Source organism: Kutzneria chonburiensis (genome assembly GCF_028622115.1).
Taxonomy (GTDB): Bacteria; Actinomycetota; Actinomycetes; order Mycobacteriales; family Pseudonocardiaceae; genus Kutzneria; species Kutzneria chonburiensis.
In genome coordinates, this window is the sequence record NZ_CP097263.1 from 4921481 (window position 1) to 4947223 (window position 25743).

29 protein-coding genes and 1 pseudogene are annotated in these 25743 nt (G+C 68.6%); 21 read left to right on the forward strand and 9 right to left on the reverse strand.

The window, feature by feature from the left end:
* Positions 1-186: 186 nt before the first annotated feature.
* A complete protein-coding gene (locus M3Q35_RS22025) occupies positions 187-966 on the forward strand; it encodes a maleylpyruvate isomerase family mycothiol-dependent enzyme (protein ID WP_273943843.1) in 780 nt (259 codons plus the stop codon).
* Positions 967-1035: 69 nt separating this feature from the next.
* Positions 1036-1713, forward strand: coding sequence for an MBL fold metallo-hydrolase (locus M3Q35_RS22030; protein WP_273943845.1), 678 nt, complete (start codon positions 1036-1038; stop codon positions 1711-1713).
* Between the two features lie 47 nt (positions 1714-1760).
* On the opposite strand, the gene M3Q35_RS22035 is transcribed toward M3Q35_RS22030, so the two are convergent.
* Both M3Q35_RS22035 and M3Q35_RS22040 read right to left on the reverse strand, forming a co-directional pair.
* Entirely contained in the window at positions 1761-2195 is a 435-nt protein-coding gene (locus M3Q35_RS22035; protein WP_273943846.1) for a hypothetical protein, read from the reverse strand.
* A gap of 121 nt (positions 2196-2316) precedes the next feature.
* Positions 2317-2577 (reverse strand): hypothetical protein, encoded by a 261-nt coding sequence (locus M3Q35_RS22040; protein ID WP_273943847.1) that lies wholly within the window; start codon positions 2575-2577, stop codon positions 2317-2319.
* Between the two features lie 279 nt (positions 2578-2856).
* Between M3Q35_RS22040 and M3Q35_RS22045 the strand changes: the two genes are divergently transcribed.
* From M3Q35_RS22045 to M3Q35_RS22055, 3 genes and pseudogenes are all read left to right on the forward strand, one after another.
* Positions 2857-6687 (forward strand): DUF6531 domain-containing protein, encoded by a 3831-nt coding sequence (locus tag M3Q35_RS22045; protein ID WP_273943848.1) that lies wholly within the window; start codon positions 2857-2859, stop codon positions 6685-6687.
* Between the two features lie 26 nt (positions 6688-6713).
* Positions 6714-7142, forward strand: a complete 429-nt coding sequence (locus tag M3Q35_RS22050; RefSeq protein ID WP_273943849.1) for a hypothetical protein — start codon at positions 6714-6716, stop codon at positions 7140-7142.
* A gap of 127 nt (positions 7143-7269) precedes the next feature.
* Positions 7270-7431 (forward strand): annotated as a pseudogene (locus tag M3Q35_RS22055) (MBL fold metallo-hydrolase); the annotation flags it as partial.
* A gap of 45 nt (positions 7432-7476) precedes the next feature.
* On the opposite strand, the gene M3Q35_RS22060 reads toward M3Q35_RS22055, so the two are convergent.
* Positions 7477-7938, reverse strand: a complete 462-nt coding sequence (locus M3Q35_RS22060) for a type II toxin-antitoxin system VapC family toxin (RefSeq protein ID WP_273943850.1) — start codon at positions 7936-7938, stop codon at positions 7477-7479.
* Positions 7928-8197: a type II toxin-antitoxin system Phd/YefM family antitoxin gene (locus M3Q35_RS22065; protein ID WP_273943851.1), complete on the reverse strand. Its 270-nt coding sequence runs from the start codon at positions 8195-8197 to the stop codon at positions 7928-7930. Before M3Q35_RS22065 ends, M3Q35_RS22060 begins: the two co-directional genes overlap by 11 nt.
* Before the next feature lie 217 nt (positions 8198-8414).
* Between M3Q35_RS22065 and M3Q35_RS22070 the strand changes: the two genes are divergently transcribed.
* The 11 genes from M3Q35_RS22070 to M3Q35_RS22120 all read left to right on the forward strand — a co-directional run bounded on the left by M3Q35_RS22070 (position 8415) and on the right by M3Q35_RS22120 (position 17457).
* Positions 8415-8555, forward strand: a complete 141-nt coding sequence (locus M3Q35_RS22070; protein WP_273943853.1) for a hypothetical protein — start codon at positions 8415-8417, stop codon at positions 8553-8555.
* A gap of 468 nt (positions 8556-9023) precedes the next feature.
* Complete coding sequence (locus M3Q35_RS22075; protein WP_273943854.1) at positions 9024-9779, forward strand: glycoside hydrolase family 75 protein; 756 nt, start codon at positions 9024-9026, stop codon at positions 9777-9779.
* Positions 9780-10047: 268 nt separating this feature from the next.
* Entirely contained in the window at positions 10048-10218 is a 171-nt protein-coding gene (locus tag M3Q35_RS22080; RefSeq protein WP_273943855.1) for an FDLD family class I lanthipeptide, read from the forward strand.
* A 12-nt stretch (positions 10219-10230) separates the two neighbouring features.
* A complete protein-coding gene (locus tag M3Q35_RS22085; RefSeq protein ID WP_273943856.1) occupies positions 10231-10413 on the forward strand; it encodes a hypothetical protein in 183 nt (60 codons plus the stop codon).
* Between the two features lie 211 nt (positions 10414-10624).
* Positions 10625-10825 carry a hypothetical protein gene (locus M3Q35_RS22090; RefSeq protein WP_273943857.1) on the forward strand — a complete coding sequence of 67 codons (201 nt, stop codon included), beginning with the start codon at positions 10625-10627 and terminating at the stop codon, positions 10823-10825.
* Positions 10826-10837: 12 nt separating this feature from the next.
* On the forward strand, positions 10838-11023 hold the full coding sequence (locus M3Q35_RS22095) for a hypothetical protein (protein ID WP_273943858.1): 186 nt from the start codon (positions 10838-10840) through the stop codon (positions 11021-11023).
* Positions 11024-11035: 12 nt separating this feature from the next.
* Positions 11036-11215 carry a hypothetical protein gene (locus M3Q35_RS22100; RefSeq protein WP_273943859.1) on the forward strand — a complete coding sequence of 60 codons (180 nt, stop codon included), beginning with the start codon at positions 11036-11038 and terminating at the stop codon, positions 11213-11215.
* A gap of 11 nt (positions 11216-11226) precedes the next feature.
* A complete protein-coding gene (locus tag M3Q35_RS22105) occupies positions 11227-11421 on the forward strand; it encodes a hypothetical protein (RefSeq protein ID WP_273943861.1) in 195 nt (64 codons plus the stop codon).
* 87 nt (positions 11422-11508) lie between these two features.
* Entirely contained in the window at positions 11509-12690 is a 1182-nt protein-coding gene (locus tag M3Q35_RS22110) for a lanthionine synthetase C family protein (protein WP_273943862.1), read from the forward strand.
* A 13-nt stretch (positions 12691-12703) separates the two neighbouring features.
* Positions 12704-15574: a lantibiotic dehydratase gene (locus tag M3Q35_RS22115; RefSeq protein ID WP_273943864.1), complete on the forward strand. Its 2871-nt coding sequence runs from the start codon at positions 12704-12706 to the stop codon at positions 15572-15574.
* Positions 15571-17457 (forward strand): ABC transporter ATP-binding protein, encoded by a 1887-nt coding sequence (locus tag M3Q35_RS22120; RefSeq protein ID WP_273943866.1) that lies wholly within the window; start codon positions 15571-15573, stop codon positions 17455-17457. The genes M3Q35_RS22115 and M3Q35_RS22120 overlap by 4 nt, the downstream gene beginning before the upstream one ends.
* Positions 17458-17729: 272 nt before the next feature.
* Here M3Q35_RS22120 and M3Q35_RS22125 read toward each other — a convergent pair whose 3' ends face one another.
* Positions 17730-18299 carry a DUF7711 family protein gene (locus tag M3Q35_RS22125; RefSeq protein ID WP_420704766.1) on the reverse strand — a complete coding sequence of 190 codons (570 nt, stop codon included), beginning with the start codon at positions 18297-18299 and terminating at the stop codon, positions 17730-17732.
* Between the two features lie 32 nt (positions 18300-18331).
* Between M3Q35_RS22125 and rnhA the strand changes: the two genes are divergently transcribed.
* A complete protein-coding gene (rnhA, locus tag M3Q35_RS22130; RefSeq protein ID WP_273943870.1) occupies positions 18332-18781 on the forward strand; it encodes a ribonuclease HI in 450 nt (149 codons plus the stop codon).
* Here the strand turns inward: rnhA and M3Q35_RS22135 are convergent.
* Positions 18747-19562 carry an alpha/beta fold hydrolase gene (locus M3Q35_RS22135; protein WP_273943871.1) on the reverse strand — a complete coding sequence of 272 codons (816 nt, stop codon included), beginning with the start codon at positions 19560-19562 and terminating at the stop codon, positions 18747-18749. The genes rnhA and M3Q35_RS22135 overlap by 35 nt on opposite strands.
* An 11-nt stretch (positions 19563-19573) precedes the next feature.
* Positions 19574-20335: an alpha/beta fold hydrolase gene (locus M3Q35_RS22140; RefSeq protein ID WP_273943872.1), complete on the reverse strand. Its 762-nt coding sequence runs from the start codon at positions 20333-20335 to the stop codon at positions 19574-19576.
* An 85-nt stretch (positions 20336-20420) separates the two neighbouring features.
* Between M3Q35_RS22140 and M3Q35_RS22145 the strand changes: the two genes are divergently transcribed.
* Entirely contained in the window at positions 20421-21341 is a 921-nt protein-coding gene (locus M3Q35_RS22145; protein ID WP_273943873.1) for a LysR family transcriptional regulator, read from the forward strand.
* Here the strand turns inward: M3Q35_RS22145 and M3Q35_RS22150 are convergent.
* Positions 21297-22169, reverse strand: a complete 873-nt coding sequence (locus M3Q35_RS22150) for a DMT family transporter (RefSeq protein ID WP_273943874.1) — start codon at positions 22167-22169, stop codon at positions 21297-21299. The genes M3Q35_RS22145 and M3Q35_RS22150 overlap by 45 nt on opposite strands.
* Complete coding sequence (locus M3Q35_RS22155) at positions 22166-22792, reverse strand: TetR/AcrR family transcriptional regulator (RefSeq protein ID WP_273943875.1); 627 nt, start codon at positions 22790-22792, stop codon at positions 22166-22168. Before M3Q35_RS22155 ends, M3Q35_RS22150 begins: the two co-directional genes overlap by 4 nt.
* A gap of 59 nt (positions 22793-22851) precedes the next feature.
* Between M3Q35_RS22155 and M3Q35_RS22160 the strand changes: the two genes are divergently transcribed.
* From M3Q35_RS22160 to M3Q35_RS22170, 3 genes are all read left to right on the forward strand, one after another.
* Positions 22852-23718 (forward strand): SDR family NAD(P)-dependent oxidoreductase, encoded by an 867-nt coding sequence (locus M3Q35_RS22160; protein WP_273943876.1) that lies wholly within the window; start codon positions 22852-22854, stop codon positions 23716-23718.
* Complete coding sequence (locus M3Q35_RS22165; RefSeq protein WP_273943877.1) at positions 23715-24446, forward strand: SDR family NAD(P)-dependent oxidoreductase; 732 nt, start codon at positions 23715-23717, stop codon at positions 24444-24446. Before M3Q35_RS22160 ends, M3Q35_RS22165 begins: the two co-directional genes overlap by 4 nt.
* A 111-nt stretch (positions 24447-24557) precedes the next feature.
* On the forward strand, positions 24558-25466 hold the full coding sequence (locus M3Q35_RS22170) for a hypothetical protein (protein ID WP_273943878.1): 909 nt from the start codon (positions 24558-24560) through the stop codon (positions 25464-25466).
* Positions 25467-25743 lie beyond the last annotated feature (277 nt).

Consider the following 25743-nt stretch of genomic DNA (forward strand, 5'->3'; position numbering starts at 1 on the left):
CCCCTCTTCACGCAAGGACTGGCGGACGGAAAGATCGAAAGTGTGGTCGAGCCCCCATGTTATGCCGCGGGTCCGACAATTTGCGTCGAGGGTGGAGATCCGCAGGTCCAGGGCACTACCGGTCTGTGGTGGGTGGCCGTACGCTGGGTTAGGTATCTGATCACGCCGCGACGTCGGGATGAGCTGATGGTCAGTAATACCTCCGCCACGCACACGTCCGAAGCCACTGGGGTCACCGTGCCGCCGCAACGGGTCCAGCAGTCCGACGCGGTCCGCGAGGCCGCCGCCGGCCTGGCCGCGGTGGAACAGGCGACCGGCAGACTTCTCCAGGTCGTCGCGGACATGGACGACGCCGCGGCGCGGGGCGCCAGCGCCCTGCCCGGGTGGACGCGGGGACATGTGCTGACCCATCTGGCGCGCAACGCCGACGGGCTGGTCAACCTGCTGACCTGGGCCCGTACCGGCGTCGAGCACCCGATGTATGCCAGCAATGCCGACCGGGACATCGACATCGAGGAGGGCGCGCCGCGGTCGTTGTGGCTCCTCGAGCAGGACGTCGTGGCCGCCTGTGGGCGGTTCGCCGCCGCTGCCACCGGACTGGGTGACACCGCCTGGCAGGCCGAGGTGATGCTGCGCGGCAACCGGGCCGTACGGGCCCATCAGGTGCCGTGGAAGCGGGTCAGCGAGCTGTGGATCCACCTGGTCGACCTCGACGCCGGCGTCTCGTTCGACGACGTGCCGGTTGACGTGGCCGAACGCATCATCGGCGATTCACTGGCCCACTACCGTTCGCTGCCCGCTCGGCCGTCCTTCCGCCTCACCGTCGGCAGCCGCAGCTGGGACGTGGCCGGTGATGGCGACGTGCACACCGTCACCGGCAGTAGCGGCGCCGCACTCTCCTGGGTGACCGGCCGCGGGGCTGCCGGCCTCTCCGGCGACGTCCCCGCGCTGCCACCCTGGCTGTGAGATCCACCCCATCGTGTGAACGCTCGGCCGCCATGGAGGGACGGTGGCCGAGCGACTAAGTTCGGTGGTGTGGACGTTGTCGAGGAGTACACGGGACATGTCGAGCCCAACGGGCCGGCCGCGCGGCGCACGCTCGAGGCCCTGACCATCACCAAGATTTCCGTCGGGCCGATGGACAACAACGCGTATCTGCTGGTGTGCCGCCGTACCGGCGATGCCCTGCTGATCGACGCCGCCAACGACCCCGAGCGCTTGGCCGACCTGCTCGGCCACGACCCCGAGCGGCCGCGGTTGAAGACCATCGTCACCACCCACCAGCACGCCGACCACTGGCAGGCCCTCGGCGCCGTGGCCGGGGCCAACGGCTCCAACACCGCCGCCCACCCCCTCGACGCCGCTCCGCTGCCCGTCCCCCCCGACTTCCTCGTCGAGCACGGCTCCACCCTCGAGGTCGGCGAATCCGTCCTCGAGATCATCCACCTCCGCGGCCATACCCCCGGCTCCGTCGCCGTCCTCTACCGCGACCCCGCCGGCCACCCCCACCTCTTCACCGGCGACTCCCTCTTTCCAGGTGGCGTGGGCAAAACGTCGTCGCCGGAGAACTTCACGTCGCTGCTGAACGACGTGAAGTCGCGGTTGTTCGACGTCCTGCCGGACGACACGTGGTTCTACCCGGGGCATGGCGACGACTCGACGCTCGGCGAGCAGAAGCCCCACCTCGACGAATGGCGTTCACGCGGCTGGTGAGCAGGACACGGGGGCCGCCGACAGTCATGCGGCGGCCCCACGTGGGTTCAGTCTTCGTATCGTTTCGTCACAACGAAGGCAGTGCCCGCGAGTGGCTCCCCAACGGGGGTCTTCGCCCAGCTGGCCAAGACTTCAGATTGCCCATCACTACGGTTCAGCAGTTCGACTATCTCCTCGAGAGCCGGCGGATCAGCCCTCACACAATCGAGCACCGGCTCACCCGTGGCGCTGCCGTATTCCTCCTCCGGCTCGTCAGGCACCCATTGGCAGATCTCGACTTTCCAGCCGTTGCGTTGCCACCGGCAGCCGGGGATCGGCGCCAGGACATTGAGGAAGTACCAGCCCGCTTCCTCGTCGTACGGATCGTCAGTGATCCCTAGATGCTCGATGAGCAACCGCGCTTCACTGTTGGCGCACTGCCGACTCGCCGCGAGAAGCAGCCGCAGGTCCGCAGCGGCGGGTTCAAGACGGGACTTGACCACGCCCCACTCCAGGTCATTTAGGTTGTCACGATCCTCCTGAGCAAGCCCCGGTGCCGACTCGCCGAAGGCAACGAAGGGGAACTGGAATTCCCAGCAGCGACGCTTGTCCGATTCCGGAGGCTCAACTCCCTCGCGCGTTTCGATCGGTCAACGCAGCCAGATGTGTGGTCGGATAGTGCGCGAGCCGCTCGCCTCGCTCGTCATACATGCTGACCGGCACCGTGGCGTAGGAGGAAATCCGATTCAGTGCATCAACGATCGGCGCAGCTAGCGCCATATTGTCCACGCTCGTGACCGTAGACGACACGACTCCGCCCGGCCCACGGTAGGTGGCCAGGATCTGCACTTTGCCACGGCTGGCATGGCGTGAATAGATTGTCATGGGCATGCCCCTTCAGCCGGCGCCACGACAGTGAGCTGGCAAGTAACAAGGAAGTTCAGTGGCGAGGCGGTGGCGCAAGCGCGATCCAACGCTCCATGCCTCGAAAGAAGTCAGCGGTGGCTCAGGTCCGATCCCGCGCTCCTTGCATCACCGCAACGGCACCCATGACCCGACCGGGACGGCAACAACTGACACGCGTGCCCATCAGCATCATCCGATCCGGTCGCACCGGTTCGGGCGATATGCCAGGATCGACGAAGGTCGAAGGCAGGGGGCGACTTGAGCGGATTTCATGTCGATCCGGATCACCTGGACAGGTCCGGCGGCAAGCTGGGGGACTTCGCGGAGAAGGTCTCGAGCGGCGGCGAGCGCCTACAGCAGGCGGGGCAGAACCTGCTGTCGCACGCCAGCGGCGACCGGTCGGGTGTGGGCGCGGTGGTGTCCAAGGTGTTCGGCCGCGGCCTTGAGATCACCGGCAAGGTGTTCAGCGAGGGCGGCCGGGTGGTGGGGGCCGCGGGCGGCCGGCTCAAGCAGAGTGGGCGGCTGTACCGGGAGTCGGACGAACACGCGCACAGCCTGCTTAATCGGCACAACCCGAAGGGTGCGCCGACGGGGCGGCGACCAGGCGGCGGCAACAAGCAACCGAGGTCGGTTGGTGGTCGAGGCCAGGGCCGGAGGAACCGGTCGGCGCGGCGAACGGCGGGCGGCGACGCGCGTCGCGCTGGCCAGAGCGAACGGTCCGGGTGCACCAACGGCGACCCGATCAACATGCGGACTGGAGAGGTCGTCCTCCCCCAGACCGACGTGGGGCTGCCGGCAATTCTGCCGCTGGTGCTGACCCGCCGTCACCTGAGCGGTTACCGCCTCGGTCAGAGTTTCGGCCCGACCTGGGCATCCACCGTGGATCAGCGACTGGAGGTGGACGAGGAGGGCGTCTGCTTCGTCGCCGACGACGGCCGGGTGCTGATTTATCCACCCGTGACGGGCGACGGTGTGCTGCCGGTGGAGGGCGAACGCTGGCCACTGCACCGCGACGAGCACGGCGATTACGTGCTGAGCCAGCCGGACATGGACCGCACCCTCCACTTCGGACACGGCGACGATGTGTTGCCAATCGACGCGGTGGTGTCCTTGTACGGGCAGCGGATCGATTTCCGCTACGACGACAGTGGAACGCTGGTCGGCATCGACCACTCTGGCGGGTACCGGCTGACCGTGCTGACAGAGCACGAACGGGTGACCGGGCTCCGGCTCGGTGAAACGGTGCTGGTGGACTTCGGCTACGACGAGGACGGCCGGCTCACCGAGGTGATCAACTCGTCCCACCGGCCACAGGTCTTCGAATACGACGACGCCGGCCGAATGGCGCGATGGGTGGATCGCAACGGCGAGTGGTATCGGTTCCACTACGACGGCCGGGGTCGCTGCCACCGCGCCGAGGGTTCGGGCGACGCGCTCGCCGGCCTGCTGGAGATCGACGACGACCGGCGGATCTCGGTGTGGACGAACTCGCTGGGCCACCGCACGACGTTCGAGTTCAACGAGCTGGACCAGATCGTCCGGCAGGTCGACCCGCTGGGCAACGCGACGCTGTCGGAGTGGGACCGCTACGATCGGCTGCTGGCGCGAACCGATCCACTGGGCCGCACGACCCGCTACACCTACGACGACCGGGGCAACCTGACCGCGGTGACCCGTCCCGACGGCACTCAGGACCGCACGGAGTACGACGACCGGGACCGACCGGTCGTGCTGGTGGATCCGGACGGCGCGGTGTGGCGTCGATGGTACGACGACCGCGGCAACCTGGCGGAGGTCGTCGACCCGGCGGGTGCGACCACCCGCTACGGCTACGACGAGCGCAACCATCTGTCGTCGATCACGGATCCGCTCGGCGGCGTGTACCGCGTGACGACCGACGACGCCGGCCTGCCGACGGAGACGGTCGACCCGCTCACCGTCACCGTGAGATACGAACGGGACGCCTTCGGCCGGATCAGCGCGATCACCAACCCGCTCGGGGACGTGACCCACTACGGCTGGTCGATCGAGGGCAAGCTGCTGTGGCGCACGACGGCGGACGGCTCGACGGAGCGCTGGGGATACGACGGTGAGGGCAACCAGATCGACGAGGTCGACGTGCTCGGCCGGTCGGTCCTGGTCGAAAGCACGCACTTCGACCTGCCGAGCGCGATCACCGAAGTCGACGGGACCCGCGTGGAGTACCGCTACGACAGCGAACTGCGGCTGACCGCCGTGGTGAACCAGCAGCGCCGGACCTGGCGCTATGACTACGACCCAGCTGGCCGGCTGATCAGGGAGACCGACTTCGACGGGCGCGAGACCGGCTACGGCTACGACGCCGCCGGCCAGTTGGTGTCGAAGGTCGATGCCATGGGGCAGACCACCGAGTTCCGCCACGACAGCCTGGGCAATCTGGTGGAGCGGCGGTCGTCGGACGGCATGGTCGCGCGGTTCGAGTACGACGAGGTCGGCCGACTCTCCCGGGCTGTCAACGCGGACGCGGACGTCCGGTTCGAGCGGGACGCGCTCGGTCGGGTCGTCGCGGAGACCAGCAACGGCAACACGGTGTCCTGCCGGTACGACGCGCTCGGTCGCATGATTCAGCGGCGCACGCCGTCGGGGGCCGAGAGTGCGTGGAGCTACGACGCGGTGGGCCGACCGGCGGCGCTGCGCGCGGCCGGGCACGTGCTGGCGTTCGGCTACGACGTCGCCGGCCGTGAGGTACTGCGTTCCGTCGACGGCGGCCGACTACTGGCGCAGGCGTGGGACAGCAATCACCGACTGGTCGGCCAGTCCGTGGCGGGACTGCCGCAGCCGCGCCGGTTCCACTACCGGCGCGACGACTTCGTGACCACAGTGGACGATCCGTTGCGCGGGACTCGGCAGTACTCCCTTGACCCGCTGGGACGGGTCACCGCCGTGACCGGGCAGGGCTGGCAGGAGAGCTACCGCTACGACCAGACCGGCAGTCTGGTCCCGGCCGGCAACACCAGGCACTCCTTCGACCGGCTGGGCCGATTGGTGTTGCGGCAGCGCAAACTTCCCTCGTCGAAGCCACAGAACTGGCACTACGCCTGGAATGCCGACAACCAGCTGGTCGAGGTGGTCACGCCGGACGGCAGCCGCTGGCGCTACCGTTACGACGCGTTGGGACGCCGCGTCAGCAAGCAGCGGCTGACTCCCAACGGCTCCGCGGTGGCGGAGCAGGTCGAGTTCACCTGGGACGACACGGTGCTGGTCGAGCAGGTACATTCCGGCGGCCGGGCCACGACGTGGGACTGGACGCCGGACGGCGAGCGCCCGGTCGGCCAGACCGAGCGGACCCGCGACCCGCAGGGCTGGGTCGACGAGCAGTTCTACGGCATCGTCACGGACATCGTCGGCACGCCGACGGAACTCGTTGATGTGCAAGGGAATCTCGCTTGGGAGTCGACGCAGACGCTATGGGGTGAACCACTCGCCCCGCACCCCGGCCGCGCGTACACGCCGCTGCGTTTCCCTGGGCAGTACCACGACACGGAGAGCGGTCTCAACTACAACCATCATCGCTACTACGTGCCGGAGTTGGCCTCGTACGCCAGCGCTGACCCGCTCGGCCTGATGCCGTCGCCGAATCCTCGCGCGTATGTGCCGAACCCGCTGACCTGGTCGGACCCGCTCGGCCTCGCGGCCTGCAAGGACTGCGGCAAGAAGCCGGAGGAGCTGCCCAAGGGCGACAACCGCTGGTTCAACAACCGGAAGGAGGCGTTCAACGCCGCCCGGGACCGAGCCGGCATCCCGCGTACCCAGCAGCCGACACGGCAGTGGACCGTCGGCGACGATCCGACGCAGAAAGGCCGAGCCAACTACCACCACGATCCGGCGCCGGGCTCGCACGGCCGATACTACGAGTACCAGACACCGAATGGGCCTCGCGTCATCGCCGAGCACACCAACGACCCAACCGCGCCGCACGGACACTTCCATGCGTATCAACCGAAGAAGGACCACACCGGCATCACCGTCGGTGAGAAGTACGATCGGGTGGACGGCCCACACCACTACTACTACGGACGGCACGATCCGAAATGGCCGAAGAAGCACTGAGCCCGCGAGAGCGTCGACTGGCGCTGGTGCATCGCAAGGAGGCGGAACAGCTGCGAGGGCGCCTGCCGTCGTTGGAGACCTACGACTTCGCGGACAGAGACGCGTTGCCGGCCTGGGCGCTGGAGGAGTTGCCAAAGATTGCGCGCACGACGGCCGAGCCGGACGCGAGGCTGCCTGAGAAGGCACCGGACGTTCGTGGCTGGATAAGGGACTTCGTGGTGACCTCCGGCATCGGTGACCGATTCCTGGTGGCAACCGGCATCGAAGGCTACCGGTGGCTGGAGGTGCGCATCCGCGGCGTGTCGTGGCTGGACGAACTGGTGGACGCGCTCGGCGAAGACCTACGGCTGGTGTCGCCGGACGTGCTGGTGGCGATCTATGCCGAGGAGTACGAGTATCAGGCATTCCTGGCGACCCCTACCCATCGCCGCGACGCGGACGGCGCGATCGTCTAGGCCGTGTTCCGTCAGCGAGATCCTGTGTTCGCGACCAGTCCGTCATCGCGGTCGTGAACCGTAGGACCTCGAATCACGGGCATGGCCTGATCGTCAGTTATCTTCACCGCTGCGGTGATGCGCTGTTTCCGGGTCGCCGGAGAACTTCACGTCGCTATTGGACGACGTCTCATCGCGGCTGTTCGACGCCCTGCCGGACGACACCTGGTTCTATCCCGGCCACGGCGACGACTCGACGTTGGGCGAGCAGAAGCCCCACCTCGAAGAATGGCGCGCCCGGGGCTGGTGAGCATGCACGGTAGGGCCGCCACAGAAGCGGTGGCCCTACCGTTGATCACCCCTCGTGGGGCAGTACGGGACGGTTGACCGGCACGATCGTCAGCAGCGAGTCGACGCCGACGAAATCCTTGGGATTCGTGGTGAACAACGGTAGTCCCTCGGCAATAGCGGTCGACGCGATCATCAGATCGGCGAATCGACCGCGTGGCTTACGTCCCGCTCCGATCACGGCCGCGGCAACACGGCCGTAGATCCGCGCAGCTTCGGCGTCGAACGGGATCGGGTCGAACTCATTCTCCACTCGTTGGAGAATCTCCAGCCGACGTGCCCGTTCCGCGTGCTCCTCGTACGCGCTCTGCTCGCTGTTGCCCCGAACCTCGTGCGGCCCGGCCGACAGTTCGGCCAGTGTGACCGCGCTGATCGCCATCTCGTCGGGCAGCTCGTTCGGGTCGATCCACCTGCGCAGGATCACGATGGTCGTGTCGAGCAGTCCCTGCGAGTGTCGCTCACCGGTCATACGGGCTGTCCGCCTCGTGGTCGACCACGGCTTCCTGGTCCGCCCGGAAGGTCTCGATGTCGATGCTGGGCGCGTTGCGCGACATGGCGGCGAACTCCTGCCGCGGGACGAACCGCCGCCGGCGACGCAACGGGATCAACTCCCCGATCCGGTGGCCGTCGCGAGTGACCGTGAACGACTGCCCGTGCTCGACCGCGTCCATGATCTCCTTGGACCGGTTACGCAGGTCGCGCTGGGTGATCTCGGGTTGGATCGACATGGCACTCATCGTAGGCAGGTGTGCCACCAGGTGCTACCCGGTGCCGCTGGTGTGGCGGCCGCGGTGCCGACGAGGTAACGCCCATGTGCGCCGGGTCGACCATCCGCGTGGCGACGACGGAGGGCACCGATGGTCAGCAGCGAAGACATCAACGCACTGGACCGCACGGCCCGCGTCGAGTTGACCATCACGTCGCGCGGACGGCGTCATTGACACAGTGAAGGAACAGCGGCTCGACGCCTTCATCCACGACGTCCGGACGGCGGGCGTCGAGCGCTTCGCCGCCAACGTCATCGGCAACCGGCAACGCACGAGCACCCGGGGCGGTGTCCTCAAGGCCGAGGCGGCGTTGTCGTAGGCGGACTTGGCGGCCATGGGACTTGGATCCGCGATCTGGCGGGCGGAGTCTCCGCGCGGGAGTGCGAAGCGGTAGGCCACCGCCGATCGACGGATCGGGGCAGCCGATGTCCGTTGTGGACGTCGCGCCAGCCGGCAGCCCGGCCCATTCGACGGCGCAAACCCTGGTATGCCAAGCACTTCAGGCATGTGAACCGCTGGACACAGTGAACTGAACGAGCGCGTTCCGGTTGCGGCGGTTACTCGACCGCCTGCCGGACAGGACATGCGGCCGATCGTCGCAGCCGGAAGGTAAGGCGTACGGGCGTACTGACGTCAAAGTGCTGGTCGAGGCCGGTTACCGGCAGGTTGAATTCTGGGAAAGATGATCACGTGACAAGGGTCTCCCTTGGTGCTTCAATATGTTAGGAAAGGTTCCTAACTAAATGGAGGCCCTGCACTCATGTCCATCCCCCGTACGCGCTTAGCCGTGGCAGCCGTTGCGGCTATCGCGCTCGCCACGCCGCTCGTCACCCAGTCCGTCGCGACCGCGGCCCCGAACACCGCGGCGACCGACGGCGCGTCGGCGGCCCAGACGTACACGGCCGCCCAGGTGCTGGCCGGCGTCAAGAAGAACAGCACGTCCGCGAACCAGGTCAACTCCAAGCCGCACATCAACACGATGACGCGGGCCAAGAACGTGAACGTGTACCAGGTGACGTCCGGCGTCTACGCCTACAGCTCCAGCCTGGCGGTCGACGACGACGGCAGCGACCCCGACTCCGACCCGGACCACCAGGACTCGACGACCTTCCAGGACAGCAACGGCAAGCAGCTGGCCGCGCACCACGTGCCGTTCTACGTGCTGGGCGACGACTGCTACGACCGCAAGTCCCCGTGCCCGCACTTCTTCTACAAGGAGCACGGCATCAAGGGGCGGCAGTTCGCGCTCATGTTCTACAAGAGCAAGGTCATCGGCGCGATCTTCGGCGACACCCAGACCGGCAACGACCAGACCACGTCGGACAACGACTCCCGTGAGCTGGGCGAGGCGTCGGTGAAGGCGGCCGCGTCGCTGGGCATCCCGAGCAGCGGCACCTCCGGCGGCGTCGACAACGGCGTCACCGTGGTGATCCTCTCCGGCTCGCAGTGGGTCGTGAACGGCAGCAACGCCAACCTGAACGCCAACGCCCAGGCGATGGTTCAGAAGGCGCTGGACACCCTCGGCGCGAGCATGCACCTGTAGTTCCCGCGATCTGATCACCGCCATTCCCGCCGATGGCGGGTATCAGATCCGATGAAACACCACAAAGGGACCGTCCGCACACGCGGGCGGTCCCTTTGTCATGCCATAACCCCGCAAAGGACGTATTACGGACAATGGTCGTATCCCGGATCGCCGGACAAAGTCCTGGATCAGCTGGGTGATCGTCCCGGTCGGGTAGGGAATCGCGCTCTTCACCCCGGGAAGGCCGGCCGATCAGGCTTGGGGGTCCCCAACCAGGAGGAGACCCATGACCACGCGGCTCGACGACTTCGACCTCGACATCCGCATCGGCGACCGGCCGGCGGCGGGGGTGACCACACCGGCGACGGTGACCTTTCCCACCGACCCCAGGGCCTGCGACCCGTTCACCCAGGAGTGTCCGGACACCGATTCCTGCCACCGGACCGTCTGCTGCTGAAAGGCCACGATCATGACTGCGCTGCTCGACGACTTCGACCTCGACATCCGCATCGGCGACCGGCTGGCCACGACCACGCCGGACGCGAGCCCCGACACCAGCAAGTGCCCCACGGAGGCCAGCGGGTGCAGCTTCTGCGGCACGACCGAGATCACCTGCACGACCGGCTCGGGCAATCGGACCGTCTGCTGCTAAGGGGAAGGACCAGGCCCGGGCCGGCCGCCGAAATGGCCGGCGCCGACCGAAAATCCGTTCGACAACCGGACCTGACGTTGTGGTTGTCCCGTTCGCCCGGGAAATCGTCCCAGGTCGTCTGGGGCCGGTCACCCTTCTGACCGGGAACGGTCCCGAAGCAGGGTTGAGGGCCCGGCGCACGCCGGATTCTTCCGATGAGAGGGGGCCGCGAATGACCGCGGTGCTCGACGATTTCGACCTCGACATCCGCATCGGCGACGCGCTCGGCCGGCTGGCCGTGATGCAGCGCGAGACCGAGGACTGCTCGACCGAGATCGCCTGTGAGACCGACAGCGGCCTTGGCTGCGGCCCGGTCCGCAGCCAGGACATCTGCCCGACCGAGTCCTGTCACCCCCAGACCCGCTGCTGCTGAGGAGGACCGGCCATGACCACCGTGCTCGACGACTTCGACCTCGACATCCGCATCGGCGACGTGCCGGGCCGGCTGCTGGAGATGCAGCCGCCGTCCACGCAAATCGGCTGCGAGACCGACAGCGGCATCGGCTGTGGCCCGGTCCGCAGCCAGGACATCTGCCCGACCGAGTCGTGCCACAAGACCGGCTGCTGCTGAAAGGGATCCACCATGACTGCCGTACTCGACGATTTCGAGCTGGACATCCGCGTCGGCGACGCATTCGACCGCCCGCTGGAGATGGCCACGACGTCGGACCAGGGCTGCGACACCAACATCGCCTGCGGGACGCAGCGCAGCGACTGCGTCTGCCCGACCGACGGCTCCTGTCACAAGACCAACTGCTGCTGAAGGAAGCGACCATGACCGCGATGCTCGACGACTTCGACCTCGACATTCGCATCGGCGACCTGAAGGTCCAGCCGCTGGCGATGCAGACGACCAGCGACAACGGCGGCTGCACGGAGAACACCGAGGGCGGCATCACCTGCACCACGGGCAACACCGCCCGCGTCTGCCTCACCGACGCCTCCTGCCACAAGACCGTCTGCTGCTGAGCCGATGACGACAACCGTGCGACCACCGGTCGAGCACTGGAATCCCCGCTGTCGCCCGCCCTCGCCGACCGGGCGCTGTCGGTCGCGATGGACGTGGCGGAACGGGTGCGCGGGGCGGCAAGAGAGGATCGTCCCGACTCTCCGCTCGCCGGCGGTGGCGCGGGCATCGCGCTGCTGTACGGCCAACTGGACCGGCACCAACCGGACCAGGGCTGGGACGTCACCGCGCACGACTTCCTGCGCTGGGGCGTCCGGCAGACCGAGCAGGCCGGGCGAACCGGGCCCGGCCTGCTCGTCGGCTTCGGCGGCGTGGCCTACGCGGCGCGGCTGCTGTCCAAGGGCGGCACCAGGTACGGCAGCCTGCTGTCCACATTGGACGCTCAGGTCAGCCGCTGGGTGCTGGCCAGCACGCCGCCAGGCCACGGGGTCCGGGTCGGTTCCTTCGACGTGATCGCCGGCGCCTCGGGCACCGTGCCGTACCTGCTGGACAGCGGGATGGAGCCGGAGCTGCGGCATCTGCTGGCCAATCTGGTGGACGTCTGCGGCCAACGCGATGGTCTCCAGAACTGGCACACGCCCCACGACCTGATCGTGAATCCGTTGACCGCCACGCACTATCCGGACGGAAACCTGAATTGCGGGCTGTCCCACGGCAGCCCCGGCATCCTGGCCGCGATGTCGTTGGCCGCCACGGCCGGGTACACGGTGCCCGGCCAGGTCGACGCCATGCGTGAGCTCGTGAACTGGGTGCTGGGCAACCGGATCGACGACGAGCACGGCCCGAACTGGCCGGCCATGGTCGCACTGCCGCTCGGCTCCGAAGAGCCCAGCCCGGCCCGTACGACCTGGTGCTACGGCGCGCCGGGCGTGGCCAGGACGCTGTGGCTGGCCGGTGCCGCGCTGGGCGATCCCGGCCTGCGGGAGTTCGCGGTGGCGGCGATGGTCGCGGCGTGCGAGCGGCTGCCGAACGACCATCAGGTCAACGGGGCCTGCCTGTGCCACGGTTTTTCCGGCGTGCTCCAGATCGTGCTGCGGTTCGGCCACGATTCCGGCGACCCGCGCTTCGCCGCGGCCGCCGAGATGATCACCGAGCGGCTGCTGGCCTGCTACCAACCCGATTCCCGGCTCGGCTTCCGCAGCCTCGAGCCGGACGGCTCGGCCGGGGACCAGCCCGGTCTGCTCGAAGGCGCGGCCGGGGTCGCGCTGGCGCTGCTGGCCGCGACCGTGCCGGTGACGCCGACCTGGGATCGCGCGCTCGCCCTGTCCTGACGAGGAGAAGTCCGTGGCCAACCCGATGTACCGTGCGCTGGACTGGGCGATGGTCCGCACCCCGCTGCTGCCGGCCCGCGGCCACCAGGAGCTGGACGCCGAGGATCCCGTTGTGCGCCAAGCGCTCGCGGTTGGCGCCGGCGATCTCGTGCCGGCGCTGGAGAAGTCGTCGGCCGATCCGAAGGCGCGGGACAAGGTGGCGGCCAAGCTGGCCCGCTACCTGATCCGGATGTCGACCCGGTCGACGCCGTACGGCATGTTCGCCGGGGTCGGGCTGACCGGCTGGGGCGACCGCACCGACCTTGCCCTGACCGACGAGCGGCCGCGCACCCGAACCCGGCCGGACATGGGCTGGCTACTGGAACTCGTGGCCGAGCAGGAGGCCCGTCCTGAGGTGCGGCAGAGCCTGCGCTGGTGGGCCAACCCGACCGCGATCGTGCACGCGGACCGGGTTTTCCTGGCCGAGCGGGCAAGTCCGGGTGAGAGCGCCAAACTGGCCCCGGTGACGCTGCGGGCCACCGGCGCGGTGAAAAAGGCACTGGCCGCGGCGCGCACGCCGATTCCGTACGGGGACTTGGTCGACGAACTCGTTGCCAGCACAGGGGCTCCGACAGACAAGGTCGAGTGGCTGCTCACCACACTGTGGGAGCAGTCGGTACTGATCACCGATCTCCGTCCCGGGCCGACCTGCGTCGAACCGACTCAGCACGTGGCCGATCGGCTCGACCTCGACACCGGCACGGCCCTGCGCGACCTGTTGGCAGAACTGCACAAGTGGGACGAGCTGTCGGCCGAGGAGGCTGCGGCGGCCTATCCGAAGCTGTTGGCGGCAGCTCGATCCTTGCACGAAGGCACGTCGAAGAGTCCACTTCAGACGGACATGGCCTCGCCTTTCGGTGAGGGCACGCTGAACCGGTCGGTGGCCGCCGATGCGGCCAAGGCGGCCGAGTTGTTGCTGCGCATGTCACCTGCGCCGCTGGGGCCGCGCACCATGCACGAGTTCCGGGAGCGGTTCGTCTACCGGTACGGCACCGATCGCGATGTGCCGCTGCTGGAGCTGATCCATCCGGAGATCGGCATCGGTTTGCCGAAATCGCCCGGGCAGCGGCCGCCGAACGAGCGCCGGGACAACCTGCTGCGCAAGCTCGCGGTCGAGGCGATCCGGAATCGCAGGATGATCGTCGAGCTGGACGACACGATGATCGCCACGCTGGAGACGTGGGACCCGGCGAACGCGCCCGATTCCGTTGACGTCACCGTGTTCGTGGTGGCCGAGTCCACCGCGGCCATCGACCGGGGCGACTTCCAGGTCGTCGTCGGGCCGAACGTGGGCGCCCAGGCGGCGGGCCGGACCCTGGGCCGGTTCACCGACCTGCTGGGCGAGCCGGCGCGGGAGGCGCTGCTGGCCGTGGACGAGGCCGAGCGCCGCCCCGATGTGTGTCGGGCCGAGGTGACCTACCTGCCGCTGCGTGACCGGCTGATCAACGTGACGATCCGGCCGCAGCTGCGGGAACGCGAGTTGCCGGTGAACGTGGTTCCCGGCACCGCGCACGTGCCGCTGGACGAGCTCGTGGTCGGCGTGCGCAAGGACCGGATCGTGCTGTGGTGGCCGGCGCGGGACGTCGAGGTCGTGCCGAGCACGTGGCACATGCTGAACACCGCCAACGGCAACGGGTTGGTGCGGTTCCTCGAAGAGCTCGCCCGCAGCGGGACGGCGCAGATGAGCTCGTTCGACTGGGGTCCGGCCACGCAGTTCCCCTTCCTGCCCCGAGTCCAGTGTGGACGGATCGTGCTCGCGCCGGCCAGCTGGCGGCTGTCCTCGGTCGACGAGCTGGCCGACTGGGATCTCCCCCGGCACGTCTACCTGGCCCAAGGGGACAACCGGCTGCTGATCGACCTGCACGACCCGGAGCAGGTGAAACAGTTGAGCGGCAAGCAGATCGTGCTGGAAGAGGCGCTGCCGGCGCTCGAACACGCCTGGCTGGACGGTCCGACCGGCGGCCATCTCGCCGAGATCGTGGTACCGCTGGTGCTCGCCCGTCCCGAACGACCGACGTTGGAACGCAAGCGGCACAGCGTCTCCGACGCCGACCGGATGCGGATGCCTGGCGACGACTGGTTCTTCCTCAAGCTGTACCACCTTCCGTCCTATGAGGACGATCTGCTGGCCTGGCCGCTGCGGGAACTCCGGGACCGGCTCGGCGGGCTGGCCGACAACTGGTTCTTCATGCGGTACGTCGATCCAGACCCGCATCTGCGCATCCGCTGGCACGGCGACCCCGACCGGCTGCTCGGCGAACTCGCGCCCGAGGTGATGCGCTGGGCGGCCGGTCTGGTCCGTGACGGCTACTGCCACCGGTTCATGATCGACACGTACGAGCGTGAGGTGGAGCGGTACGGCGGCGTCACGCAGATGCCGCTGGCCGAGGGCGTGTTCGGCGCCGACAGCGATGCCGTCGTCGACCTGCTGCACCTGGTCAAGACCGACCAGCTGACCATGGACCGGAGTCTGCTCGCGGCCAACACCGTCGATGATCTGCTGTCCTGTCTGGGTTTCGAGCCCGGCGACCGGGCCGAGCTGTACCGGACCGGGACGGTGGACCGCAACGCCACCGGCAAGGCGTACCGGGAGCTCAAGGGCGACTTGATCACCGCGCTCACCGATCCCACGTGGCTTGACCCACGTGCGGTCGAGATCCTGGCCCGACGGCGGGCGCGAATCGCCGCGCTGGGCGGGGAATTCGACCTCAAGCTGGCGCGCAGCTACGTACACATGCACTGCAACCGGCTGCTGGCGTGCGGCCATCCGCCGGAGCAGAACGTGCTCGGCCTGCTCGCTCGAACCCGGGAAACGTTGGCGCACATCAAGAAGGCCAAGCCATGAGCGAGCCATTGGTCGGCGTGGACGCCATGGTCGAGCCCAACTGGACTCGACAGGATCGCCAGGTCGCCGAGTCCGGCTTGTGGCGCACGCTGTTGGCGCTCCCGTCCGCGCTCCGCATGGTGATCAGCCTGTCGTGGCAGGCTTCTCGGCCGCACACTGTGCTCGCGGCCGTGCTGACCGTAGCCAGCGGCGGCGCGACCGCGTTCGGGCTGATCGCCACCACCACCGTCTTCACCTCGCTGCTGGAGTCCGGTCCGACGGCCGACCGCGTGCTGGCAGCCCTGCCGGCCGCGGTGTCCATGGTCGTCGCGTTCATCCTGCGGGCACTGCTGGACTCGGCTGCCACGGCCGAGCAGAGCATCTTACGGCCGTTGGTGGAGAAGGCGGCCAACGAGCGGGTGCACCGCGCTGTGTCTACTGTGGACCTGATCACGTTCGAGGACGCCGAGTACGTCGAGCTGCTGCGTCAATGCCTACAGATGGGCGTGCGCAACATCGGCACAAGCGTGCAGTCGATCTCCGGACTCCTCAGCTCGATGTTCAACCTCGCGGCTGCCGTGGTGACTTCGGGACTGCTGCATCCCGTGTTGCCCATACTGGTGCTGGTCTCCGTACTGCCGCAGGTGTGGGCCTCGACACGGGCCGCGCGGCTCGGCTTCGCCTCGTATCTGAGGACGTTGTCGCGCATGCGGCGGTTGAGCGTGGCCAGCCAGCTGCTCACCGACCGCACCACCGCCGCCGAGATGCGGGCCTGCACCGCCGGTCCCGCGCTGCTGGCCGAGTACCGGCGGATCAACACGCAGATCGCCGACGAGGCTCGGCGGGTCGACCTGCACAAGACCGGCATCCGGCTGATCGGCCGTGGCGCGACCGGCGTTGGCACCGGCGCGTGCTACCTGGCCCTGGGTTTCTTGCTGTACAACGGTTCCCTGCCGCTCGGACTGGCCAGCGGCGCGGTCGTGGCGCTGCGGCTGGCGTCGTCCGCGCTGGGCGGCACCATGTCCAACATCAACGCGCTGTACGAGAGCTCCCTCTACCTCGACCTGTACACGACCTTGCTGGACAAGACCGCCGCCGCTACCCGTCCCCCGCTCGCCGCGCAGGCGCCGGCCAATCCGGCCGTGATCAGCCTGGATCACGTTGCCTTCAGCTATCCCGGCCAGAGCGATGAGGCGTTGCGGGACATCAGCCTCACCATCCTGCGCGGCCAGACCGTCGCGCTGGTCGGGGAGAACGGTTCCGGTAAGTCCACGTTGGCCAAGCTGATCACCGGCTTGTACCGCCCGGCCGACGGTTCCGTGTCGTGGGACGGCGTCGATCTGTCCGATGTGGACGACGGTTCCGTACGGCAGCGCATCGGTCTCGTCATGCAGGAGCCCGCGCGGTGGCCGATGACCGCTCGGGACAACATCCGCATCGGCCGGCTCGACCGCCCCGACCCTCACGGCGAGCTCCTAGCCTGGGCCGCCGCCGAGTCCGGCGCCGCCGACGTCGTCGCCGGTCTCGACCTCGGCCTGGACACCGTCCTCTCGCGCCAGTTCGAGGGCGGCCGCGACCTTTCCGGCGGTCAGTGGCAGCGCATCGGCGTCGCCCGTGGGCTCTACCGCGACGCCCCCGTGCTCGTCGCCGATGAGCCCACCGCCGCCATGGACGCCCGCGCCGAGCAGGCCGTCTTCGAGTCCCTCCGCCGGCTCGGCGACGACCGCACCACCATCCTCATCACCCACCGCCTGGCCAACGTCCGCCACGCCGACCAGATCATCGTCCTGAGCGCCGGCCGCATCGTCGAGTCCGGCCGCCACGACGACCTCGTCGCCGCCGGCGGCGAGTACGCCCAGATGCTGGCCATCCAAGCCGCCGCCTTCACCGACTCGGTGGTCTGAGGAACTCCCCGGACAGCCGGATTTCCGGGAGACATCCCGGCCCCGGCCAATACCCTCGGTGATCACTCATCGGGAGGTCGGGGCGTGGCTGCACGACGAATCGGCGGGGCCGGCGGCGGATCGGACAAGGGAAAGCGGAAATCAACCACGGCGGGCACGATCGTCACCGCCGCTGTCGTCGCCGCACTTGTCGGGTCCGCGCTGCCACCACTGTGCGGCAGCGGGTCGGTCGGGCTGCCCGCACCGGTTCCCTGCGTACCCGGGATCTGAACTCAGCGGGCGTCCAGCAGGTCGAGGTAGCCGTCGGTGGCGCGCCAGAGGGAGTCGGCGAAAGGCTCGAGCTTGCCGGGGGCCCAGCGCTTGTCGTCGTACGTGCGGTGCTGGCGGCGCAAGGCGCGGAGGGAGGTGGCGAGCTCGGCGTCGAGCTGGGAGCGGAGGTCGGAGGGGGTGGGGGCGTCGGTACGGACGGTGGAGCCGAGGCCGTCGTGGAGGGCGGCGAGGGTGGACTCGCGAACACCGTCGGCGTCCCAGATGAGGGCGGGCCGGGAGATGCGGTGGTTCCACACGGGACGGGCGGCGGAGCGGTAGCAGGCGAAAAGGGGCTCACGGAGGCGAACGGCCTGGGCCCAGTGCGAAGCGCCGCGAGGGAGGTCGAGCCAGGCAACGTCGTCGGCGGGCAGGTCGACGACGACGGCGACGTCGACGCGGGTCAGGTCCTGGGGCTCGCCGAGGAGGTCGCCGAAGACCCAGAGCGCCGTCACGGGCAGCATGGGCACGGGCGAAGGGGTGTCGCACCGCCGGGCGAGTTCCTCTAGGTGGTGCACACCGCGGCTCCATTTCACGGCGGCGATCCTCGCACAAGTAAGGTCACGGGGTGGACCAGGCGGTGGAGATCTACACGGACGGCGCGTGCAGCGGAAACCCGGGCCCGGGCGGCTGGGGAGCGGTGCTGCGCTACGGCCGCCACGAACGGGACCTGTACGGCGGCGACAAAGGCCCGACGACGAACAACCGCATGGAGCTGATGGCGCCGATCCGCGCGCTGGAGACGCTGACCAGGCCGTCGACGGTGCAGGTGTACACGGACAGCACCTACGTGCGAAACGGCGTGCTGAGCTGGATGCCGCGCTGGAAGGTCAACGGCTGGCGGACGAGCACCCGCGAGCCGGTGAAGAACGCGGACCTGTGGCAGCGGCTGGACGCCGCGATGGCCCCTCACCAGGTGGAATGGCACTGGGTGAAGGGCCACGCGGGCCATCCGGAGAACGAACGGGCGGACCGGCTGGCGGTCAAAGGCGCGCAGGAAGCGCAGGCTGAGCGCTAGCGTCGAGGAAGCCGGCGATGCGGGTGATGAAGCCCTCGGGGTCCTCGGCGGGTGCGCCGTGGCCGGCGTCGATCTCGGCGTAACGGGCATTGGCGATGCCGTCTAGCAGGGCCTGCTGTTGGTCGGCCTCGATGATCCGGTCGTACGTGCTGGCGAGCACAAGTGTCGGCGCGGCAATGGATTCCAGCACGGACGTGAGGTCCACGGCGAGGTCGACGTCGACCTGCCTGACCGTGCCGGGGGCGATCATGGCGGTGAGTTCCCGCACGACGGCTTCGTTGTCGGGATCGGCGGCCCAGTAACGCGGGCCGAAGGCCATCAGCGGCAACGACCGTGCAAAGAGGGCGACGTCGGCGGCCAGGAGTTCCTTCCAGTACTGGAGTTCGGCGGCCATACGCGGACCGGTCCGCACCCAACCGGCATGCAGGGCAAGGGAAAGCACGCGCTCCGGATGCGTGCCCGCGAGGTGGGTGGCGATGGCGGCGCCGAGGGAATGGCCGACGAGGTGAAAGGACTCGAGCCCGGCATGGTCGGCGGCGGCCAGCATCTCCGCGGAGAGGTCGGCGAGGGTGACCGGGCCGCCGTGGTCGACGGTCCCGCCGGAGCCGGAATAGTCCGGCGCTACAACGGTGAACCGGTCGGCCAGCGCGGAAGTCAAGCCCTCCCACTGCAAACGGCTGGCGGCGGTGCCGTGCACGAGCACAACGCCGGGGCCCGAGCCACTGATGTCGTACTGGACGACGGCGTCGCCACCGCTGAGGCGAACGGGTGCGTGAGGCATGGAACTTCCTTTCAGGACAAGAGCTTGCGCAGGGCGAGGTTGAACGACTCGGGGTCTTCCTGGTGGGGCAGGTGTCCGACGCCGGGGATAACGGTGACCGACGCGCCGGGCGTCAGGGCGGCGCATTCCTCTGCGACGGCAACGGGAATCTCGGTGTCGAGCTCGCCGTGGAGGTAGTGGATCGGCACCATCAGGCCGGGCAGCACGGGACGGGGATCGTACGTGAGGAAACCGTCGAAGTGCTCGTCGATGTACACGCCGGAGTCGAGCACCTGCCGGACGGTCCAGTCGACCAGCGCCGGCTCGGCGCCGCGGGCGAACCACTGCGGCACCCAGCCGGCGATGACGCCGGCCCGGTCCTGGCGCAGATCGCGGCGCAGCTGCTCCAGCGGCATGCCCATGGACGGCCAGAACCCGGGCCCGTCAACGGAAATCGCGGCAGAGATCAGTTCGGGATGGCAGACGGCGAGCTCGGTGGCGAAGGTACCGCCGATGGACGAGCCGACGACGGTCGGCCGGTCCAGCTCGAGCCGCTCGATGATCGCGGCGAGGTCGGTCAGCACGCAGTCCATGGTGTTGCCGTGGGCCGGCCGGTCGGAGCGTCCGCAGCCCCGCCAGTCGAGCGTGACGACGCGGTGGGTCCGCACGAACTCGGGCAGCTGAGCGCCCCAGACCCGGCCGCTGGTCGCCCAGCCGTGCAGGAACAGCAGCGCCGGGCCGGTCCCCTCGTCCTCGTAGTAGATCTTGGTGTCGTTGACGTCGATGATCGGCATGCGCTCAGCCAACCTCGGCGAAGGTCCGCGACCAACGAGCGATCAGCGCTTACACTCATCACGAAAACTGATCAATCGGAGGGTCATGGAGATCCGGCAGCTGCACTACTTCCTCACGGTCGCCGAGGAGCTGCACTTCGGCCGGGCCGCCGAGCGGCTGCACATCGTGCAGTCGGCGGTGAGCCAGCAGATCCGGCGGCTGGAACGGGATCTCGGCATGGACCTGTTCGACCGCACCACGCGGACCGTGCGGCTGACCGAGGCCGGCAAGACGCTGCTCCCCCACGCCCGGCAGATGCTGGCCACCGCGGCCAAGGCCCGCACCGCCATCGACGAGCTGCGAACCGAGCAGGCCGCCACCGTCCGACTCGGCACCAGTGTCGGCCTCGGCTCCCGGCTGGAGATCATCCTGGCCGAATTCGCCCGGTTGAGCGGAAATGCCACGCTCGAACTGGTCACCGCCGACACCGACGAGCGCCTGCGGCGGGTGCTCTCCGGCGAGCTCGACGCCACCCTGCTGCGCGGCGAGCGACCGGTGCCCGGGCTGGAACTGCTGCCGCTGTGGGCCGACCCGCTCATGGTCGCGCTGCCCGCCCGACACGACCTCGCCGTACGCGCCGTGATCGACCTCGCCGACCTGGCCGGACTGCCGCTCCGATTGGCTTCACGGCAGCGAAATCCGACCTTGCACGATCTCGTCACCCGCTGCTGCCGCGAAGCCGGCTTCGAGCCCGAGTTCGGCCCGGAGTTCACCACCGACCAGGACACCCTGGCCGCCATCGGCTTCGGCCGGCCGTCCTGGACCGTCTTCTACGCGCCCAAGGCCGAGCAGCTCCCCGGACCCGGCGTCGTGTTCCGCCCGCTGCGCAACCCCACCCCGATCATGCGGGCCTTCCTCGCCGTCCGCCCGGACCCGCCCGGCGCCGGACTCCGGGCACTGATCGACGCCTGCAATGCCGTGCTACGCCACGGCGATGGCGGCGATGCCGGCCAACACGACCAGTGAGCCGATGAGTCGGCGGGCGGCCTGGGCTTCGCCGAGGAGGCGCCAGGCGGCGAGGCCGCCAAGGACGATGGACAGCTCGCGGGCGGGGGCGACGAGGCTGACGGGGGCCAGCCGCAAGGCGTAGAGGACGAACAGGTAGCCGACGGGTGAAAGCAGGCCGACGGTGAGGATCTGGCGGCGGTGGCGGCGCCACAGCGAGGCGACGGAAGCCCGGTCGCGGAGGACCGAAGGGGCCATGAGCAGGCTCTGGAAGACGGAGCCTGCGCCGAAGTAGGCGATGGGCGGAATGCCCAGAGCGGTGACGGAATGGGCGTCCCACAAGGTGTACGCGGCGATGAAGGCACCGGTGAGCAAGCCGTAGAAGACGCCGGCGCGGCGGCGGGTGGGATCGGCGTGGGTGGGTTTGCCGGAGCTGATGACGAGCACGCCGGAGATGACGAGGAAGGCGCCGAGCAGGCCGGACCAGCCGGGATGCTCGTGCAGGAACAGCACGGCGACGAGCACGGACAGCAGCGGGCCGGTGCCACGGGCCAGCGGATACACGACGGAGAGATCGCCGACGGCGTAGCCGCGTTGCAGGACGATGCCGTAGCCCACGTGAAGGACTGCGGTGCCGACGGCGGCCAGCAGCCAGATCGCCAGCACGGTCCACTGTGGACCAGTTAAGCACAGTTGGACCACAGCGATGGGGCCGAAGATGACGGCGGAAACGGTGTAGTACAAGAAGACGAACCGGGCACCGCCGTCGCCGACCTGCTTGGCGGCGAGGTTCCAGATGGCGTGCACGACAGCGGCGATCAGCACGAGCGTGAGGGCAACGCCGTTCACGAGGCCGCGCCGTTCAAGATCGCGGTGAGGATGTCGGTCAGCTGCGGTTCGACGTCGACGACGGCATGGCCGAGATCGGGATGGGACTGGTAGAACTCGCGCAAGCGCGTGCCGGGCGCCGCCATCTGCCACAGCGCGCCGGCCATGCTCGACCCGGTGGTGGTGAGCAGCGCCGCGCCGCGCTCGCTGATCCCCAGTTGTCGCAACGATTTCCGTACGGTGGCGATCTCGCCGAGCACGATGGTCTTGAACTGGTGGACGGCGTCGAGGGACACGTTGCGTTCCAGGTTCATCGGGGCCTGACCGAGCAGGTCGCAGAACAGCGGCCGGGACACGAACGAGCGCGCCAAGATCGCCGGGACGTCGTCACGGTCGGCAACGGCCAATGTCTCACGGACAGCAGCCGCCCACTCCTGCCAGGCCTCGGCGGTGATCAGCAGGAAGATCTGCTCGCGCGTCTCGAAGTAGCGAAGCATGGCCGATTTGTGCAGGCCGACAGCGGCGGCGATGTCGGTGAGGGTCACCTCGCGCACGCTGCGCTCGGCGGCGAGAACACGGGCGGCATCCAGGATGGCCCGCTCGCGCCCCTGCTTCGCCGTCACGCTTCGTGCACGCTGTGTCATACGGCACATCATAGCAAAACAGGGTTGCGTTATTAACGCAACGGCGTTGTACTAACTACATGACACAGACATGGTTCATCACCGGATCGTCCCGGGGCTTCGGCCGCCAGCTCGTGATCGCCGCACTGGAGGCCGGCGACCAGGTCGCCGCCACCGCGCGGCGGCCGGAACAGCTCGACGATCTCGTGCAGAAGTACGGGGACCGCGTCCTGCCGCTGGCCCTGGACGTGACCGACCGGGCCGCGGCGGTGGCCGCCCTCGATGCGACGGTCGCCCGGTTCGGCCGGGTCGACGTCGTGGTCAACAACGCCGGCTACGCGAACATCGCGCCGGTGGAGACGGCGTCCGAAGAGGACTTCCGGCGGCAGTTCGACACCAACTTCTGGGGCGTGTACAACGTTTCCACCGCGGCGATCCCGGTGCTGAAGACCCAGGGCGCGGGCACGATCGTGCAGTTCTCGTCGATCGGCGGCCGGGTCGGCGGGACGCCGGGGCTCGGGTCGTACCAGGCGGCGAAGTTCGCGGTGGACGGTTTCACCCGGGTGCTGGCCACTGAGCTTGCGCCCCTTGGGGTTCGCTTTCTCGTGGTGGAGCCGGCCGGGTTCGCCACCGACTGGGCCGGCGCGTCCATGGCGGTTCACGACATCGCCCCCGAGTACGCGGCGACCGTCGGCGCGATGGCCGGCGGCCTCGACCGGCCCGAGCTGTCGGCCGGGGATCCCCGCCGGGCCGGGGAAATCCTGGTGCGGGTGGTGAAGAACCCGGAGCTGCCATCGCATCTGCTGCTCGGGGCCGGGGCCGTGACGAGCGCGCAGGCGTATTCACGTGGGCAGCTCGCGGAGGCCGAGGCGTGGGCGGCGGTGAGCCGGTCGGCCGACTTCGACCAGGAGCACCCGGTGGAACTCCCGTTTGGAGCACAGCAATGAGCACAGTGGCCTTGGTGACCGGTGCGGGCAGCGGCATGGGCCGCGCGACCGCGATTCTGTTGGCCCAGCGCGGGGCCGCGGTCGCCGTTGTCGGACGGCGAGCAGGCAAACTCGACGAAGTCGTTGCGGAGATTGAGAAGTCGGGCGGCCGCGCGCTGGCCGTGCCGGCCGATGTCGGACGGCCCGAGGAGATGGAACGGGCCGTCGCGCAGACCGTCGATCGCTTCGGCGGGTTGGACTGGGCGGTCAACAATGCCGGCGTGGCCGGGAAACAGGTCCCGACCGGCGAGCTGCCCGTCGACGAGTGGCGGCGGGTACTCGACATCAACCTCGACGGCCTGTTCTACGGGATGCGGTACCAGATTCCGGCAATGCTGGCCCGCGGCGGCGGGTCGATCGTCAACATCTCCAGCGTGTTCGCCGACCTCGGCGGCCCGGCCGTCCAGTATTCGACGGCCAAGCACGGGATTCGCGGCCTGACCCGGTCCGCCGCGAAGGAGTACGCGGCGCAGGGCATCCGGGTCAACGAATTGCAGCCCGGGATCATCGAGTCGGAGATGACCGCCGCCGACCCCGAGGGCGCGCAGCGAGTGGCCGACCGTGGCGTCCCCATCGGGCGAATCGGGACCGGCACGGAGATCGCCGCAGCAGTGGCATTCCTTTTGTCGGACGAGGCGTCGTACATCACCGGCGCGCACTTGGCCGTCGATGGCGGCTTTCTCGCCTAGGGGTCACCCGTCCGGCCGAGCAACTCGCCTCCACCCCCACCGCTTTCCTCGCTACCGTTGACTGGTCACTTACGGCCGTCCGCTCTTCGCGCGAGGTAAGGGGAAAGCACGGTGCTGCGCAGTTTCATCGACTGGCTCGACGATTACCTCGCCGGCGAGGGACCGTCCGGCCTCGCCAGGGCCGTCGTCGGATTACTTTCGTTCGCGGCACTCTGCGGCGCGATCCTCGGAGATATCGCAATCAGGGCCGGCGCGATCGTCGCGATCATGCTTCTGGTGCTGGGCGGTGGGCTCGTACTGCTGGCCGACCGACGTTCGCTCCAGCGCCGGATCCGGGCCGACCAGCGACTCATCTTCGACTATGCCCACGCGTTGCACGGCAGGACTCCGGGCTACCACATCACCTCGTGGGACAAGACGATCGTCGTCGCCGCCAATGGCGATGCGGTCGACACCATGAAGGTGCGGGCGAGAGCGGAGAGGACCGGCGTCCAGGCTTTCTACCTGTGGTTCGGCTGTGGTTGGCCGCAGCCGGCCAAGTACCAGCGCAAGGTGCACGTGGAGGTGCGGACCCTGCTAGTGGACGACGTCCCGGGCACCAGGCTGGACCGGACGGTCGTCTGGTTCCCCAACGGCCGCTTCGTGGTCATCGTCCAGTTTCCGTCGACACTGGAAGCGGGCAACGACATATACCTCCAGCTCGAGGTGGCGTGGCCCGGAAAGTGCCGACCCTTGATTCGCGGTGAATGCGATCGGTACACGCTGACTCTGAGTCACCTGCTCACACAGGCTCGGTACAAGATCGTGCTGCCCAAGGGAGCCGACACCTACAGCGATCCGATCGGCTTCCAGGAGGGCGTCACACTGAAGTCGGGAACGGATGTCGAGGGGCGCCCGACCCATGTGATCGAGGCCCACGACGTGCCGCCCAATCACGCGATCGGTCTGCAGCTGGAACTGAAGAAAGGGGCCTACCCCGCGACACGCCAGGGAAGGCCCTTTCAGACCGCGGACCAGTGAATCAGCCGCCGTTTTCGTCGCCGAGGTCGGCCATTGCGTTCCCACTTCCTCTCTGTCCGAGGGTCACCAAAGCCGGACGCCCCCGAAGGCCGCGACCGGAAGCGTAATTGATCGATTTCTTCGGCCGATACCGACCCTCCCGCGCATTCACACATACCCACCGGGTAGAATTCGCCATCTACGCCGAAACTTCGCGGTGAATGATCCTCGCATTGGTCATGAGGTTTCCTCGCTCAGGGCCGCCTGGAAGGTCACTCGGGGGACCGTGACTGCCTTG